The 16124-nt window shown below is 72.6% G+C and carries 12 protein-coding genes and 1 pseudogene; 8 read left to right on the plus strand and 5 right to left on the minus strand.

Annotation, left to right across the window (positions count from 1 at the left end; translation table 11 throughout):
• Positions 1–110 precede the first annotated feature (110 nt).
• Positions 111–1055, minus strand: a complete 945-nt coding sequence (locus ACFWGZ_RS07800) for a beta-ketoacyl-ACP synthase III (protein WP_382450696.1) — start codon at positions 1053–1055, stop codon at positions 111–113.
• 91 nt (positions 1056–1146) lie between these two features.
• Here ACFWGZ_RS07800 and ACFWGZ_RS07805 point away from each other — a divergent pair, with 91 nt between their 5' ends.
• Positions 1147–1746 carry a TetR/AcrR family transcriptional regulator gene (locus tag ACFWGZ_RS07805; protein WP_382450697.1) on the plus strand — a complete coding sequence of 200 codons (600 nt, stop codon included), beginning with the start codon at positions 1147–1149 and terminating at the stop codon, positions 1744–1746.
• 427 nt (positions 1747–2173) lie between these two features.
• Here ACFWGZ_RS07805 and ACFWGZ_RS07810 read toward each other — a convergent pair whose 3' ends face one another.
• Positions 2174–2638, minus strand: a complete 465-nt coding sequence (locus ACFWGZ_RS07810) for a hypothetical protein (RefSeq protein ID WP_382450698.1) — start codon at positions 2636–2638, stop codon at positions 2174–2176.
• 67 nt (positions 2639–2705) lie between these two features.
• On the opposite strand from ACFWGZ_RS07810, the gene ACFWGZ_RS07815 reads away from it, so the two are divergent.
• The 4 genes and pseudogenes from ACFWGZ_RS07815 to ACFWGZ_RS07830 all read left to right on the plus strand — a co-directional run bounded on the left by ACFWGZ_RS07815 (position 2706) and on the right by ACFWGZ_RS07830 (position 7694).
• The gene (locus tag ACFWGZ_RS07815; protein ID WP_382450699.1) at positions 2706–5228 is read left to right on the plus strand and encodes a BTAD domain-containing putative transcriptional regulator; all 2523 of its coding nucleotides are present in this window, start codon (positions 2706–2708) and stop codon (positions 5226–5228) included.
• 37 nt (positions 5229–5265) lie between these two features.
• Positions 5266–5520: pseudogene (locus ACFWGZ_RS07820) on the plus strand (LysR family transcriptional regulator); the annotation flags it as partial.
• 130 nt (positions 5521–5650) lie between these two features.
• Positions 5651–6394, plus strand: coding sequence for a crotonase/enoyl-CoA hydratase family protein (locus ACFWGZ_RS07825; RefSeq protein ID WP_382450700.1), 744 nt, complete (start codon positions 5651–5653; stop codon positions 6392–6394).
• A 109-nt stretch (positions 6395–6503) separates the two neighbouring features.
• The gene (locus ACFWGZ_RS07830) at positions 6504–7694 is read left to right on the plus strand and encodes an acyl-CoA dehydrogenase family protein (protein ID WP_382450701.1); all 1191 of its coding nucleotides are present in this window, start codon (positions 6504–6506) and stop codon (positions 7692–7694) included.
• 91 nt (positions 7695–7785) lie between these two features.
• On the opposite strand, the gene ACFWGZ_RS07835 is transcribed toward ACFWGZ_RS07830, so the two are convergent.
• Complete coding sequence (locus ACFWGZ_RS07835) at positions 7786–8751, minus strand: aldo/keto reductase (RefSeq protein ID WP_382450702.1); 966 nt, start codon at positions 8749–8751, stop codon at positions 7786–7788.
• Positions 8752–8927: 176 nt separating this feature from the next.
• On the opposite strand from ACFWGZ_RS07835, the gene ACFWGZ_RS07840 reads away from it, so the two are divergent.
• Positions 8928–9791, plus strand: coding sequence for a polyprenyl synthetase family protein (locus ACFWGZ_RS07840; RefSeq protein ID WP_382450703.1), 864 nt, complete (start codon positions 8928–8930; stop codon positions 9789–9791).
• On the opposite strand, the gene ACFWGZ_RS07845 is transcribed toward ACFWGZ_RS07840, so the two are convergent.
• A complete protein-coding gene (locus tag ACFWGZ_RS07845; RefSeq protein ID WP_382450704.1) occupies positions 9778–10677 on the minus strand; it encodes an NADP-dependent oxidoreductase in 900 nt (299 codons plus the stop codon). The two genes, ACFWGZ_RS07840 and ACFWGZ_RS07845, sit on opposite strands and share 14 nt — an antisense overlap.
• Positions 10678–10817: 140 nt before the next feature.
• On the opposite strand from ACFWGZ_RS07845, the gene ACFWGZ_RS07850 reads away from it, so the two are divergent.
• The gene (locus ACFWGZ_RS07850) at positions 10818–12074 is read left to right on the plus strand and encodes a LuxR C-terminal-related transcriptional regulator (RefSeq protein WP_382450705.1); all 1257 of its coding nucleotides are present in this window, start codon (positions 10818–10820) and stop codon (positions 12072–12074) included.
• Between the two features lie 139 nt (positions 12075–12213).
• Positions 12214–15447 (plus strand): fused isobutyryl-CoA mutase/GTPase IcmF, encoded by a 3234-nt coding sequence (gene icmF / locus ACFWGZ_RS07855; RefSeq protein WP_382450706.1) that lies wholly within the window; start codon positions 12214–12216, stop codon positions 15445–15447.
• Here the strand turns inward: icmF and ACFWGZ_RS07860 are convergent.
• The gene (locus ACFWGZ_RS07860) at positions 15444–16124 is read right to left on the minus strand and encodes an MOSC domain-containing protein (protein WP_382450707.1); all 681 of its coding nucleotides are present in this window, start codon (positions 16122–16124) and stop codon (positions 15444–15446) included. The two genes, icmF and ACFWGZ_RS07860, sit on opposite strands and share 4 nt — an antisense overlap.

Here is a 16124-nt window from a genome sequence, read left to right on the forward strand (position 1 = left end):
CTCGGCGGGCTCCCGAGCCGCCACACCGGTCCACCCGGACCCGTGCTCCCTCCGGGGGCACGGGTTTTCGGTGTGCGAGGGCCGGGTGTTCGGGTCCGGCTCCCCGGTGGTCACGGGGTCGTGATGACCTGGCCCGCCCACGACAGGCCGCCACCGAACGCGAACAGCAGCACGGGCTGACCCGACGGGAGTTCCCCGCGCTCCACCATCTTCGACAGTGCGAGCGGCACCGACGCGGCGGAGGTGTTGCCCGAGACCACGACGTCGCGGCCGATCACGGCGGTGTCGGACAGCTTCAGCTTGCGGGTCATCGCCTCGATGATGCGGAGGTTGGCCTGGTGCGTCACGACGCCCGCCAGGTCCGTGGTGGCGATGCCCGCGCGTTCGCAGGCCTGCGTGGCGATGGCCGGGAGTTCGCTCGTGGCCCAGCGGAAGACGGCCTGGCCCTCCTGGGCGAAGCGCGGCTGCCACTCGTCCACCAGGCGGACGGCGTTGCCGCGGGACGGGTCCGAGCCCCAGGTCACCGGGCCGATGCCCGGGGTGTCCGCGGTGCTGATGACGGCCGCGCCCGCGCCGTCGCCCAGGAGGATGCACGAGGAGCGGTCGGTCCAGTCGACGAGGTCCGACATCTTCTCGGCGCCGATGACCAGGGCGTGCCGGGCCGCGCCCGCGCGGATCGTGTGGTCCGCGGTGGCGAGGGCGGTGCAGAAGCCCGCGCAGGCGTTGTTCAGGTCGAAGCAGACCGGGGACGGGATCGACAGGCGGGCCGCCACCTGGGCCGCGATCGACGGGGAGCGGTCCTTGGCCGAGCAGGTGGCCACGATCACCTGGCCGATGTCGGACGGGGCCAGGCCGGACGCGGCCAGGGCCTTCGCGCCCGCTTCGGAGGCCATGTCCGCCACGGACTCCGTCTCGGAGGCGATGCGGCGGGTCGAGATGCCCGTGCGCTGGAGGATCCACGCGTCGTCGGTGTCGACCATCTGCTCCAGGTCGGCGTTGGTCAGCACCCGTTCGGGCTGGTGGTGGCCTAGCGCTACGAGGCGGGATCCGGACACGGGTGCTCCTTCGGCGAGGCTGGCCCTGGTTGCGACGCGGCGAATATAGCAACCGATCGGTCGGTAGCTAAAGGGCCCGTAGACTGAGGTGATGAGCCCGCGCCGATCCGTTGCCGACACGCTGGCGACCCGGCAGCGCATCCTCGACCGCAGTCTCGCCATCGCCTCGGCCGAGGGGCTGGAGGGGTTGACGATCGGGCGGCTCGCGGCGGAGCTCGGGATGAGCAAGGCCGGGCTGCTCGGGCACTTCGGCACCAAGGAGGCGTTGCAGCTCGCCGTCGTCGACCAGGCCGCGGAGGTGTTCCAGCGCGAGGTGCCGCGCAAGGTCAAGCAGATGCCGTCGGGACTGACGCGGCTCAGGGCCGTCACCGAGGCGTGGGTGTCGTACCTCGAACGCAACGTGCTGCCCGGCGGCTGCTTCTTCACGGCGGCGACGGCCGAGTTCGACGGGCGCAGCGGGCCGGTGCGCGACGCGCTGGCCGGCATGAACGCGTTGTGGCGCAGGGATCTGCGCATCCACATCCGGCGGGCGGTGCGCGACGACGAGCTGCCGCGGGACACCGACGTCGACCAGCTCGTCTACGAGATCCTCGGCGTCATGCTGGCGCTCAACCACTTCCTGCAGCTGGAGCACGACCCGGCCGCACCACGCCGGGCCCGTCAGGCGCTCGCGCGGCTGCTCACGAAGTGATCCACGACCGCGGCGACCTCTGACGGCTTCTCGGCGACCATGCCGTGCGTCGCGTCGATCTCGTGCACCTCGACGTTCGGGCACACGACCGGCAGGTCGCGGCGCAGCCCCGCGCGGTGCGCAGGACCGAGGTGATCGAGCGGTCCGGGCGCGTGACCCTCTCCAGCTGGGCGGTGAAAACGTCGTGCAGCTTGGCCAGGTCCGCGCGGAGCCGGTCGTCGGGCAGACCCGCGTAGTGCGCCGGACCGGTGGTGGCGGAATGGTGCCCGTCCAGGCTGATCGCGGCGGGGCACTCCGGGTGCCGCACCGCCTACAGGCCCGCGAGGATGCCGCCGAGGGAGTGGCCGACGACAACCGGGTTCTCCAGTCCGAAGTGGACCGCGGTGTCATCGAGGTCGTTCGGTGCCGTGCTCCTGAGCCGCCGGCCTCACCGCTGTCTCCTCAGTCCGAGCCGCGCGCGGATCGACTCGACGGTCACGCCGCCGTCGGTGTGGCGCACGAGCTTGTTGCGGTTGACCAGGTCGTGGACGCCCTGGCGGGTGATGCCGAGCATCGCGCCCGCCACCCCGAACGACACGCCCTCCTTGCTGGGGTGGCCGACCCGCCGGGCGGACACGCGGCCCAGCGGCGTCGCCCACCACGCGTCGGGCGGGTCGAACGGGACGTCGCCGGGGTGCAGGACGGCCATCAGCCGCACCGCCGTCTGCCGGGCCACGGTGTCGTCCTGGCCGAGCAGCTGCGCCGCCCACATCTCCGCGTCGGCCTCGGCCGACTGCCGCAGGCCGGCGAGATCCGCTTGCGGCAGCAGGATTTCCAGCGGGTCGAGCAGCCGGCTCGTGACGAGCCGGATCAGGTCGTCCCGCAGGTCCACGTGCTCCGAGGTGGTCGCCACTGGAGAGACGATAGCAAGTACTTGACGGTCTTCGTCAAGTAGCTGGGAGGTGGTTACGATCGGCGGCGTGGAGTTCCGGGTGCTCGGGCCGGTGGAGTGCCGCGCCGACGACGGTGCGCGTCTGGGCCTCGGGCCGCCCCAGCAGCGGGCCGTCCTCGCGCTGCTGCTCGCCCAGCCGGGACGGGTGCTCCCGGCCGACCGGCTGATCAGCGCGCTCTGGGACGACGCGCCGCCCAGAACGGCGCTCAAGAACCTGCAGGTCTACGTCTACCAGCTGCGCAAGGTCGTCGGCTCCCGGCTGCGGTCGCGCCCGCCCGGCTACCTCATGGACGTCGGTCCCGCCGAGCTCGACCTCACCCGGTTCACCGGCCTGCTCGACGTCGCCCGCCGCGAACGCGCGCCGCAGCGCTACCGGGAGGCGCTCGCGCTGTGGCGCGGGCCGGCGCTCGCCGACCTCGCCGCGGCCGGGCTGCTGCGCGGAGTCGTTGCGCGGCTGGAGGAACTGCGCCTGGCCGCACGGGTCGAGTGCGCTGCGGCGGAGCTCGAACTGGGGCGGCACGCCGAGGTCGTCGCGGACCTGGCGGAGTGGGTGCGCGAACACCCGCTGGACGAACGGCTGCGCGAGCTGCAGATGCTCGCGCTGCTGCGCGCCGGGCGGCCCGCGGAGGCGCTCGCCGCCTTCCGGGAGTGCCGCCGGGTGCTGCTCGACGAGCTCGGGGTCGAGCCGGGGGAGTCGTTGCGGCGGGTGCAGGCCGAGGTGCTGCGCGCGAAACCCGTTGGTGCGGCGGCGATCCGGCAGCTGCCGCCGGACGTGGCCGGGTTCACCGGGCGGGCGCGCGAGCTCGGGCTGGTCCGGGCGCGGCTGCGCGGCGACGGGGTCGCGGTGTGCGTGATCAGCGGCCCGGCCGGGTCCGGCAGGTCGGCGCTCGCGGTCCGGGCGGCGCACGAGAGCGCGTCCGGGTTCCCGGACGGCCTGCTCCGCGCGGACCTCTCCGACGGCGCGTCCGGTCGGGTGCTGAGCCGGTTCCTGCGCGCGCTCGGTGAACGGCCCGGCGACGAGGAGGCGGTGCGCTACCGGTCGGCCACGGCGTCCCGGCGGCTGCTCGTGGTGCTCACCAACGTCGCCACGGCCGCCCAGGTGCGGCGGTTGCTGCCCACCGGTCCCGGCTCGGCCGTGCTCATCACGTCACGGCGCCCGCTCGCGTCGTTGAGCGGCGCGGCGCACGTGCGGCTCGGCGGCCTGCCCGTCGAGGAGGCCGTCCGGTTGCTCGGAACGGACTCGGCGGAACTCGTGCGCTGGTGCGGTGGTCTGCCGCTGGCGTTGCGGCTCGCGGGCGCGCTGCTCGCGCACGATCCGCGGTGGACCGCTCCGCGGCTGGCCGCGCGGCTGGCGGAGCAGACCCGCCGCGCCGGGCCGGAACAGGGGGACGTCGCGGTGCGCGCGGCGTTCGAGGTGAGCTGCTCCGCGCTGGGACCGGCCGCGGCACGGGTGCTGAGGTTGCTCGGGCTCGTCGACGGCCCGGACTTCGCGGTCGCGGCGGTCCGGGCGCTCACGGACGTGCCCGACGTCGGGGACCTGCTCGCCGAGCTCGTCGCCGCCCGGCTCGTCGAGGAACCGGTGCCGGGCCGTTTCGCGCTGCACGACCTGCTGCGGGTGCTGGCGCGCGAGCGCTGCCGCCGCTCGGAGTCGCCGGACGAGCGGTCGATGGCGCTGGAACGCCTGCACAAGCACTACCTGGAGGCGTTGGCCGGTCACCAGGGCGACCTCTGGCTGGAGCAGGAGCGGGACACCCTGGTCGCCGCCGCCCACCAGGCCTCGCCGCCCGCCGCGATCGCGTTCGCCGAAGGGCTCTCGCCGTACTTCCGCCGCCGGTCCGAGGTGGCCGGCTGGACCGAGCTCAACGCGCTCGCGCTGGAGGCGGCGCGCACGCTCGGGGACGTCCGTGCGGAGGCGGCGGCGTTGCAGGAGCTCGGCGCCGCCTGCGAGCGCGGTTTCCGGTTCTCCGAGGCCGAGGGGCACTGGACGGCCGCGCTCGGCTTGGCCCGCGCACTGCACGACCGGCGGCTGGAGGCCGTGACGCTCAACAACCTCGGCATCGTGCACTGGCGCCGCCGCCACCTGCCCGCGGCGGTGACGGCGCTCGAGGCCTCGCTGGCGGTGCGCGAGGAGCTCGGCGACGCCCGGGGTGCCGCGTACGTGCGCACCAACCTCGGCCTGGTGCACGCGGCCCTGGACGACTTCCTGTCCGCCCTGGCCTGCTACGAGAAGACCCTGACGATGTTCCGCGCGTGCGGCGACCGGTCCGGCGAGCTGCACGCGCTGGTGAACGCGGCCGACGCCCACCGCCGGCTCGGGTCGCTCGACACCGCGCTGGAACTGGCCGACGAGGCGGTGGCGCTCGCGCGGTCGGTGGGGGACCGGCAGGTCGAGGCCGGGGCGCTGCTCGACCGCGGGATCGTGCACGACCTCGCGGGACGGGCGGCGCAGGCACGGGCCTCGTACGGCGAGGCCGTGGAGCTGTCGCGCCGGATCGGGTTCCGCTGGGGCGAGTCGGAGGCGTCGCGGAGACTGGCCGTCCTGGACTCGTGATCGGCGGACCCTGCTCCGAACGGCCTAGTCTGACCGCGTGGAACTGCTGCACCTCCGGTACTTCGTCGCGGTCGCCGAAGAGCTCAACTTCTCCGCCGCCGCGCGCAAGCTGCACATGGCCGCGTCACCGCTGAGCCAGCGCATCAAGGACCTGGAGCACGAGCTGGGGCGCCGGCTCTTCGACCGCAGCACGCACCACGTGGCGCTGACCGACGCGGGCAGCGCGCTGCTGCCGATCGCGCGGGACGTCCTCGACCGGGTCGGGTCGATCCACCGGCGCCTCGACCAGGCCACGCCGAGAACGGGACCTCCCTGACGCCGGCCCGCGCGGAGCCGCGGGAGGAGATCATGTCGGCAGGTGTTCGCCGAACCGATCGTCCGGGTGCCCGCCGGGGCCCCGCCGAAGTCCTGGAGGAGCCGGCATGACCGAGGTCCGCACCGAACGAACCGGGTCGGCGCTGCTGATCACGATCGACCGCCCGCAGGTCCGCAACGCCGTGAACGCCGCCGTCGCCACCGCGCTGTCCGCCGCGCTGGACGAGCTGGAGGCCTCGCCGGAGCTGCGCGTGGGCGTGCTCACCGGCGCCGGCGGGTCGTTCAGCGCCGGCATGGACCTCAAGGCCGCGATGCGGGGCGAGTCGCCGGTCGTGGACGAGCGCGGGCTGGGCGGGCTCACCGAGGCCGAGCTCACCAAGCCGCTGATCGCCGCGGTCGAGGGCTTCGCCCTGGGCGGCGGGTTCGAGCTGGCGCTGGCGTGCGATCTGATCGTCGCCGCCGAGGACGCGCGGTTCGGGTTGCCCGAGGTGAAGCGCGGCCTGATCGCCGGTGCCGGCGGAGTCGTCCGGCTCCCGCACCGGATCCCGCACCACCTCGCGATGGAGCTGCTGCTGACCGGGGAGCCGATCGACGGCCGCCGGGCGGGAGAACTGGGTCTGGCCAACAGGGTCGTGTCGAACGGCGACGCCGTCGCGGTCGCCCTGCGGCTGGCCGAGCGGATCGCGGTGAACGCCCCGCTGGCGCTCGCCGCCGTGAAGGCCGTCGTGCGGTCCGGCGATCCCTGGGCGGCGCAACGCACCGCGAACGCCCGGCTGATGACGACGGAGGACGTCCGCGAGGGAATGACCGCCTTCGCCGAGCGCCGCGCTCCGCGGTGGACAGGACGATGACCCCGCGCTGAGGCGGAGATCACGGTTCCGGCCCTCCACTGGAGACGATCCTCGGACAGGGGGAACGCCGACAGCCGTGCACGCCGCCGCACGCCGTGGAGGAGGACCGATGGACCGCCTGGAAGACCAGCTGACCGCCGACTTCTACGACTACGAGGCGCTGCTGGACGACGAGGAGCGCAAGATCCTCCTCCACGCCCGCGAGTTCATGACCACCGAGATCAAGCCGCTGGTCAACGACGCCTGGGACAGGGGCGAGTTCCCGCACGAGCTGATCGGCAAGTTCCGGGGCGCCGGTCTCACCGCACTGTCCTACGAGGGCTACGGCGAGCACCCCGCCGCCGTCAGCAACCTCCTCGCCGGCATGCTCGCGATGGAGATGAGCCGCACGGACGCGTCGGTGGCCACGTTCTTCGGCGTCCACAACGGACTCGCGATGTACTCGATCCACTCCGGCGGCTCGCAGGAGCAGCGCGACCGCTGGCTGCCCGCGATGGCCGCGATGGACAAGATCGGCGCGTTCGCGATGACCGAACCGCTCGGCGGTTCCGACGTCGCGGGCGGCATGCGCACCACGGCCCGGCGCGACGGCGACGCGTGGGTGCTCGACGGCGCCAAGAAGTGGATCGGCAACGCCACCTTCGCGGACTACGTGGTGGTGTGGGCGCGTGACGTCGACGACGACCAGGTCAAGGGGTTCGTCGTGGAGAAGGGCACGCCCGGCTTCACCGCCGAGAAGATCGAGGGCAAGATCGCGTTCCGGATCGTCGAGAACGCCGAGATCACCCTCACCGGCGTCCGCGTGCCGGAGGAGAACCGGCTCCAGAACATCAACTCGTTCCGCGACGTCGCGGAGATCCTGCGCGCCACCCGCGGCGGTGTCGCGTGGCAGGCGCTCGGCGTGATGATCGGCGCCTACGAGCTCGCCCTCGCCTACGCGCGGGAGCGCGAGCAGTTCGGCCGCCCGATCGCCGGGTTCCAGCTGGTGCAGGACAAGCTGGTGCAGTCGCTCGGCAACATCACCGCCTGCTGGGGCATGCTCGTGCAGCTCGCCCGGTTGCAGGACGCGGGCGTCTTCCAGGACGAGCACTCGTCGCTCGCGAAGGCGTTCGTCACCTCCCGGATGCGCGAGGTCGTGGCCTGGGCGCGGGAGATCTTCGGCGGCAACGGCATCGTGCTCGGCTACGACGTGGCCCGGTTCTTCGCCGACGCCGAGGCGATCTACTCGTTCGAGGGCACCCGCGAGATGAACACGCTGATCGTGGGCAAGGCGATCACCGGGCACAGCGCGTTCGTGTGATCCGGCCCGCCGGACCGGAGGACTCCTCCGATCCGGCAGGCCGTGCGCCGGGCGGCCGAGCACGACGTGCGGTGAAACTCCCCGGCGGGCCCTACGAGTGCCCGGCGATCCGGTGCGGCTCGTAGGCCGACTCCAGCGAGCGAACCTCGTCGTCGGTCAGCTCCACGTCCAGCGCGGACACGGCGTCGTCGAGCTGCGCCAGCTTGGTCACGCCGATGATCGGCGCCGTCACCACGGGGTTGCGCAGCAGCCACGCCAGCGCGACCTGCGCCCGCGACACGCCGCGGGCCGACGCGACCGCCGCCACCTGCTCGACGATCGAGCGGTCCGACTCGACGTAGAGGCTCGAGCCGAACTCGTCGGTCTCGGTGCGGGCGGTCGTCGCGTCCCAGTCGCGGGTCAGCCTGCCGCGCGCGAGCGGGCTCCACGGGATCACCGCGACGCCCTGGTCGGCGCACAGCGGCAGCATCTCGCGCTCCTCCTCGCGGTAGAGGAGGTTGTAGTGGTTCTGCATCGACACGAACTTCGTCCAGCCGTGCTGCCGCTGCGTGAACAACGCCTTCGCGAACTGCCAGGAGTACATCGAGGACGCGCCGATGTAGCGCGCCTTGCCCGACTTCGCCACGTCGTGCAGCGCCTCGAGCGTCTCCTCCAGCGGGACGGACGCGTCGAAGCGGTGGATCTGGTACAGGTCCACGTAGTCGGTGCCCAGGCGGCGCAGCGAGTGGTCGATCTCGGCGAAGATCGCCTTGCGGGACAGTCCCGCGCCGTTCGCGCCCTCGCGCATGCGGCCGTGCACCTTGGTGGCCAGCACGACGTCCTCGCGGCGGGCGAGGTCGAGCAGGGCGCGGCCGGTGATCTCCTCCGAGGAGCCCGCCGAGTAGACGTTCGCGGTGTCGAAGAAGTTGATCCCGGCGTCGAGCGCGGCCTTGATGAACGGCCGGGACTCCTCCTCCGGCAACGACCACGCGTGGTTGCCCCGCGATGGATCTCCGTAGCTCATCATGCCGAGACAGATCTCGGACACGTCCATGCCGGCGAGCTTGGTGTAGCGCACGGTCAGCCCCTCAGGAAAACGACGGTCACGGTCGGGTGATGATGGCGACAACCCGTTCAACATCAACGTAGTCCCGCTCGCCGGATCGTGCCCGGAATCAACACGACAGGGGAATGCGCGGCTGCGGGGTTGATCAGCGGGTTTAGCGTCGGCCCTCCGACCTCGAGAGGGAGCACATGACGATCGCCGAGCTGGTCGCGCCACCGCGGGACGTGCTGGAACGGGTCCGCGCCGCGGTCGAGCCGTCGCTGCGGGCCGCGCTGGACGCACTGCCGGACGAGACCCGCGAGGTGGTCGAGTTCGGCCTGCGGCAGCAGGACTTCTCGACGGCCGCGCTCGTGCTGCTCTCCGCGGAGGCGTTCGGAGGGGCGGACGTGACCGCCGCCGCGACGGCGCTGGAGTTCGCCGCGCTGCACGAGCGGCTGTACGCCGACCTCGCGAACCACGCGACGGGCCGCCGGGCGAGCGTGCGCGCGGAGTTCGGCGACGACCGGGTCGTCTCGGCCGCGGACGCGTTGCTCTGCCTCGCCTTCGCCCGGCTCGTCCAGCACGAGGTGCTGATCCTCAACGTCGCCCTGACGTCCGTCGTGGACGGCTACGTCCAGGAGCTCGAGATGGACGACCGGGCCGACGTGGACCTGACCGAGCACCTGGGCGTCGCCGCCGCGAAGCACAGCTCGCTGACGGCGGCGGCGTGCGAGCTCGGCGCGCTGGCCGCGGGGGCGAGCCGGACGCAGGCCGGGCACCTGCGGGAGTTCGGCGACGACGTCGGCCTCGCCCGCAAGCACGTGGACGACGTGCTGGCGCCGCACGACCGCCGCTCCCTCCCCGCGGCGGCGGTGGCGGCCGGTGCGGAGGACGGGCGCGGGTGGTGCGTGCAGCAGGCGGAGCTGCTGCACGCGCGCGCCCTCGACCACCTGCGCCGGGCGGGGCTGGGCGAGGCGGGCGACCTGATCGGTCTCGCCGGCGCCGTGACGACCGCCCGGTGCGCTCCCGTCGTCCCTGCTCAGACCGCCGTCGTCCGGCTCACGGCCGGATGACGAGCTTCCCGGCGGCGTGCCCGCCCGCGCTCACCTCCTGCGCCTTCGCGGCGTCGGCCAGCGCAAAGGTCTGCGCGAGGCGCACGGTGAGCACGCCGTCGGCCGCGAGGCGGGCGTACTCGCCGATCCGCGAGCCGAACGGCGCGCCGCCGCCGGAGAACACCGCGTTCACCTCGGCGGCGGCCTGCGGGCTGACGATCGTGACGAAGCGGTCGCCGCCCCCGCGCAGCTCGGCCAGCACGCCCAGGTCCTGCCCGGCGGCGTCGTACACGGCGTCGACGCCCTGCGGCGCGACCGCGCGGACCCGGTCGGCGAGCCCGTCCCCGTACGCGACCGGGATCGCGCCCAGCGACCTCAGGTAGTCGTGGTTGCCGGGGGAGGCGGTGCCGATGACCGTGGCGCCGCGGGTGATCGCGAGCTGCACGCCGACGGCGCCGACCACCCCGGCGGCGCCGTGCACCAGCAGCGTGTCGCCCTCTCTGACGCCGAGCGCGTCGAGCACGCGGACCGAGGTCTCGACGGCCACGGGCAGGGCGGCGGCGAGGTCCCAGTCGAGGTCCGCGGGCTTGGGGCCGAAGTCGACGGCCAGCGCGTGCTCGGCGTAGGAACCGGTGACGGCCCAGCCCAGGACCTCGTCGCCGACCGCGACACCGGTGACGCCCTCGCCGACCTCGTCGACGACACCGGCCACCTCGATGCCCGGCACGGCGGGCAACGGCGGCGCCAGCTGCGGCATCCACCCGTTGCGGATCTTGTAGTCGACCGGGTTGACCCCCGCCGCCACGACCTTCAGCCGCACCTGACCCGGTCCGGCGTGCGGTTCCTCGACGTCCGCGAGGCGCAGGACCTCGGGTCCGCCGAACTCGGTGTAGGTGATCGCCTTCATCTCTTGCTCCTGTGCTCGTCGCTCTTGGTGACATGTCAACCATGGCGGCCGAGCCCTCGTGCCGGTGCCAGCACTTCGGCTAGTCCGGGCTGGCCGGAAGGCCAGGCGGTCACCCCGCCGGGCGGCGCTACGCTCGGGTCATGGACCTGCGGACGGCCGTCGAGGTGATCCAGGCGCCCCTGGGCGAGACGTTGCAGCGGTTGTCCGCCGCACTCGACGAGACCATTCCCCACCGGGCCGTCGCGGAGCTGTCCAACTGCACGTTCGCGCCGTTCAAGGTCCGCGGCCAGGCGCCCGGCGCCCAGATCACCATCGCCGACGTCGCCGCGCTGAGGTCCCTGGTGCCGCGGCGCGGTGCCTGGCAGGGGCGGGCGGTCCTGGCCGGCGTGGAGCTCCCGCTGGTGGTGCTGGCGAGCGACGTCCCCGAGCAGAGCTCGCTGCTCGTGCTCGTCCGGACCGAGGACACGCCGCTGCCCGAGGAGGTCCTCGCCCCGGCCCACTCCCTGTGGGACCTCGTGACCGCGCACGCGGAAGGCCTGCGCAACGAGGCGATCCCCGCCACGCTCGCGGTGTCGCGCGCGGCCGCGGCGGCGCGCGCCATGACCCTGTCCGACCTGGGCGACGCCTACGGGACCGCGCTGACGGCGTTGCTCGTGGTGCTGCGCGACCGCACCGTGGACGACGCGTCGGCCCGCTCGCGCGCCGTCGACCTGGCCGTCACGGCGCTGGTCGACCTGAGGTCCCGGGCCGACATCGAGCGGGCGTTGACCGAGGAGCGCGCCGGGACCGCCTTCGGCCGTCTCGCCGACTCGCTGCAGCGGGTGCTGCGCGGCCGCGGCGTGCGGCTCGACCTGGGCACCCCCGGCGCCGAGGAGGGGGCCGACCGCCTCATCCCCGCCGAGGTCGCCTCGACGGCCAGTGCGGTGATCAGGTCCGCCGTGCACGCGATGCTCGACGACCAGCGCGACGTCAGCCGCGTCCACGTCACCTGGAGGGTCGTGGGCACCGCGCTGAGGGCGACCGTGCGCGATGACGGCCCCGGCACCCTGACCTGCGGCAGCCTGGACCGCCGCCACGCCGCCGAACGCCTGGGCCCGCTCGGCGGGAAGGCGGAGGTCGACGCCGTGCCGGGCTGGGGCACGACCGTGGCGATCGAGGTGCCGCTCGGGCCGCCGGAGAACCCGCGCGAGGACCCGCTGACCGTGCTCGGCGCCCGTGAGCTGGAGGTCCTGGGGCAGCTCGCCCGCGGCCGCCGCAACCGCGAGATCGCGGGGGACCTGCACATCAGCGAGTCCACGGTGAAGTTCCACGTGGCGAAGATCCTGGAGAAGCTCGGCGTCGGGTCGCGCGGTGAAGCCGCCGCGCTGGCGCACGAGTGGGGCGCCGCGGCGCGCTGACGCTCCCCGGCGGACGAGGGCGCCGACTCCTCCGCGAGCGAACCTGTGGCCGGTGGCGGGACGATGGCCGTCCTGCTCGATCCAGAGACCTCGACCACGCTCGGTTGCACGTCCAATAGTAGGAAGTCAAACTATTCTCATGACGACGTCGTCTCCCGGGACCGCCCCCGCGCCCGCGTTGCACAAGCCGGTGAACCCGGTGCGCTTCGTGACCGCGTCCAGCCTCTTCGACGGCCACGACGCGGCCATCAACATCATGCGGCGCATCCTGCAGTCGCAGGGTGCGGAGGTCATCCACCTCGGTCACAACCGGTCGGTGGCCGAGGTCGTGGACGCCGCGATCCAGGAGGACGCGCAGGGCATCGCCATCAGCGCGTACCAGGGCGGGCACGTCGAGTACTTCTCGTACCTGGTCGAGCTGCTGAACGAACGCGGCGCCGGGCACATCCGCGTCTACGGCGGCGGTGGCGGCGTCATCGTCCCCGAGGAGATCGAGCTGCTGCACTCCCGCGGCGTCGCGCGGATCTTCTCGCCGCAGGACGGGCAGTCGCTCGGCCTCGCGCGGATGATCAACCTGATGATCGAGGAGTGCGACCACGCGCTCACCGCGCCGTTCAGCCACGACGCGCTGCTGACGGGAGCCGACGAGGCCCTGGCGCGCGCGATCACGCACATCGAGGCCGGCACCGCCGAGCCGCTGACGACCACCCGCAAGGTGCCGGTTCTCGGCATCACGGGCACCGGTGGCTCGGGCAAGTCGTCGCTCACCGACGAGCTGGTGCGCCGCTTCCGGCTCGACCAGCAGGACAAGCTGCGCATCGCCGTGCTCGCCGTCGACCCGACGCGCCGCCGTGGTGGCGGCGCGCTCCTCGGCGACCGCATCCGGATGAACTGCCTCGACGGCGACCGCGTGTTCTTCCGCTCGCTGGCCACGCGCCGTGCGGGCAGCGAGATCCCGGACGGCCTGGAGCAGTCCATCGTGGCGTGCAAGGCTTCTGGCGCGGACCTGGTCATCGTAGAGACGCCCGGTATCGGTCAGGGTGACGCGGCGATCGTGCCGTTCGTCGACTTCTCGCTGTACGTGATGACGCCGGAGTTCGGTGCCGCCTCCCAGCTCGAGAAGATCGACATGCTCGACTACGCCGACGCCGTGGCGATCAACAAGTTCGAACGCCGCGGCGCCGAGGACGCGCGCCGCGACGTGGCGCGCCAGATGGTCCGCAACCGCGAGGCGTTCGGAGCGAAGTGGGAGGACATGCCGGTCTTCGGCACCTCCGCCGCGACGTTCAACGACGACGGCGTGACCGCGCTCTACCAGTTCCTCCGCGACGGCCTCGTGGACCACGGGCTCCCGGTGGAGGAGGGCGCGCTCGTCCCCGTCTCCGGCAAGACCTCCACGTCGGCCTCCACGGTCGTGCCCGCCTCCCGGGCGCGGTACCTGTCCGACATCTCCGACACCGTGCGCGGCTACCACCGCAAGACCGAGCAGCAGGTCGCCGCGGTCCGCACGCACACCCAGCTCACCGCCGCGCAGAAGGCGCTGGAGGCGGCGGGCAAGGGCGTCACCGACATCGCGGAGCTCGCTTCCGGTGCCGAGCGCGAGCTCGACCGCGACACCACCGACCTGCTCCGGGCGTGGCCCGCGACCGTCGAGCAGTACGCCGGCGACGAGCTGGTGTTCACGGTGCGGGACAAGGAGATCCGCACGAGGCTGACGCGGGAGACGTTGTCCGGCAACGAGGTCCGGCGCGTCAGCCTGCCCCGGTACGACGACGAGGGGTCGCTGCTGCGGTTCCTGCGCAAGGAGAACCTGCCGGGCTTCTTCCCCTACACCGCCGGCGTCTTCCCGTTCAAGCGCGAGGGTGAGGACCCGGCGCGCATGTTCGCGGGCGAGGGTGACGCGTTCCGCACCAACCGCCGCTTCAAGTACCTGTCGAAGGGCAACCCGGCCACCCGCCTGTCGACGGCGTTCGACTCGGTGACGCTCTACGGCCGCGACCCCGACACCCCGCCGGACGTCTACGGCAAGATCGGCACGTCCGGCGTCTCGATCGCGTCCCTGGACGACATGAAGGCGCTCTACGACGGCTTCGACCTCGTCGCGCCGACCACGTCGGTGTCGATGACGATCAACGGCCCGGCGCCGACGATCCTCGCCTACTTCCTCAACACCGTGATCGACCAGCAGGTCGCGAAGTTCACGACCGACGAGGGCCGCGAGCCCTCGGAGGAGGAGTACGCGAAGCTGCGGGCGTTCGCGCTGGCCAACGTCCGCGGCACCGTGCAGGCCGACATCCTCAAGGAGGACCAGGGCCAGAACACCTGCATCTTCTCCACGGAGTTCTCGCTGCGCATGATGGCGGACATCCAGGAGTGGTTCATCCAGCAGCAGGTGCGCAACTTCTACTCGGTGTCGATCTCGGGCTACCACATCGCCGAGGCCGGGGCGAACCCCATCAGCCAGCTCGCCTTCACGCTCGCCAACGGCTTCACCTACGTCGAGTCGTACCTGGCGCGCGGCATGAACATCGACGACTTCGCGCCGAACTTGTCGTTCTTCTTCTCCAACGGCATGGACGCCGAGTACAGCGTCATCGGCAGGGTCGCCCGCCGCATCTGGGCCGTGGCCATGCGCGACCGCTACGGTGCCTCGGAGCGTTCGCAGAAGTTCAAGTACCACGTGCAGACCTCGGGCCGTTCGCTGCACGCGCAGGAGATGGACTTCAACGACATCCGCACGACCCTGCAGGCGTTGTGCGCCCTCTACGACAACTGCAACTCCTTGCACACCAACGCCTACGACGAGGCGATCACCACTCCCACGGAGTCGTCCGTCCGCCGCGCGATGGCCATCCAGATGATCATCAACAAGGAGTGGGGCCTGTCCGCGAACGAGAACCCGTTGCAGGGCTCGTTCGTGATCGACGAGCTGACCGACCTCGTCGAGGAGGCGGTGCTGACGGAGTTCGACCGCATCTCCGAACGCGGCGGCGTGCTCGGCGCGATGGAGACGGGCTACCAGCGCGGCCGCATCCAGGACGAGTCGATGCTCTACGAGCAGCGCAAGCACGACGGCTCGCTGCCGCTGGTCGGCGTCAACACCTTCCTGCCGGAGGACGGCACGCGCGAGGTCGTGAAGATCGAGCTCGCGCGCGCCACCGAGGAGGAGAAGGAGTCGCAGGTCGACCGCACGCGCGCGTTCCAGGCCGCGCACCGCGACGAGGCCCAGAAGGCGCTCACCCGGTTGCGGGAGGTCGCCCAGACGAACGAGAACGTGTTCGCCGTGCTGATGGACGCGGCGCGGGTGTGCACGCTGGGGCAGATCACCGAGGCGTTCTTCGAGGTGGGCGGGCAGTACCGCCGCAACATCTAGACGGCGTAGGGCCGGCCGACGATCCACCCGCCCACGTGGCCGGGCAGCTCGTCGGTCGGCACCAACTCCACGTCGTCGCCGACCTTCACCACGCCGGAACGGATCACCCAGCTGTCCAGGCACAGCACGCCGCCGAACTCGCGCCGGATGCGCCGGTGCACGTCCAGGTCCTGCGCCCCGGTGTCGGGGTCGATCGTCGTCACGACGCACCGCGCGCGCTTCTGGAACATCCCGATCACCACGTCGCCGATGACGAGCGCGTGTCCGGGCCACGAGTCCTCGGCACCGGCCTCGACGCCGCCGATCAGGACGTTCGGCCGCAACCGCCGCACGTCGACACCCGCCGCCGCGACCTGACCGTCCGTCGCCACCATCACGTTCAGGACGTCGAACCGCTCCGGTCCGGAGTAGCGGGTCAGTCTGCCGCCGAACGGGAGCACCTTCTCGTGCGCCTGCCAGCTGTCCCACGGGTGTCCGTCGACCAGCGGGCCGTCCGGTCCGGTGCTCGCCGGGATCGTGAGCAGGCCGTACCGGGTGCGTCCGGTGAGCACGCCCCGCGGGCCCTGCACGTGCACGAGCCGGTCGCCCTCGACGCCGTCGTTCGTGAACACGGCTTCGGTCAGCGGTTCGCCGCCCAGCGACTTCACCGGGTAGCGCCACAGGCCTTCGACGTGCAT

The sequence above is a fragment of the Lentzea sp. NPDC060358 genome (assembly GCF_042725365.1).
Taxonomy (GTDB): Bacteria; Actinomycetota; Actinomycetes; order Mycobacteriales; family Pseudonocardiaceae; genus Lentzea.

What these genes read in the sequence shown, in the direction of transcription:
- ACFWGZ_RS07805 (WP_382450697.1), top strand. Translation starts at nt 1,147, where the DNA reads ATGAGCCCGCGCCGATCCGTTGCCGACACGCTGGCGACCCGGCAGCGC.
- ACFWGZ_RS07825 (WP_382450700.1), top strand. Translation starts at nt 5,651, where the DNA reads ATGACCGAGGTCCGCACCGAACGAACCGGGTCGGCGCTGCTGATCACG.
- ACFWGZ_RS07830 (WP_382450701.1), top strand. Translation starts at nt 6,504, where the DNA reads ATGGACCGCCTGGAAGACCAGCTGACCGCCGACTTCTACGACTACGAG.
- ACFWGZ_RS07840 (WP_382450703.1), top strand. Translation starts at nt 8,928, where the DNA reads ATGACGATCGCCGAGCTGGTCGCGCCACCGCGGGACGTGCTGGAACGG.
- ACFWGZ_RS07845 (WP_382450704.1), bottom strand. Translation starts at nt 10,677, where the DNA reads ATGAAGGCGATCACCTACACCGAGTTCGGCGGACCCGAGGTCCTGCGC.
- ACFWGZ_RS07850 (WP_382450705.1), top strand. Translation starts at nt 10,818, where the DNA reads ATGGACCTGCGGACGGCCGTCGAGGTGATCCAGGCGCCCCTGGGCGAG.
- icmF (WP_382450706.1), top strand. Translation starts at nt 12,214, where the DNA reads ATGACGACGTCGTCTCCCGGGACCGCCCCCGCGCCCGCGTTGCACAAG.
- ACFWGZ_RS07860 (WP_382450707.1), bottom strand. Translation starts at nt 16,124, where the DNA reads ATGCACGTCGAAGGCCTGTGGCGCTACCCGGTGAAGTCGCTGGGCGGC.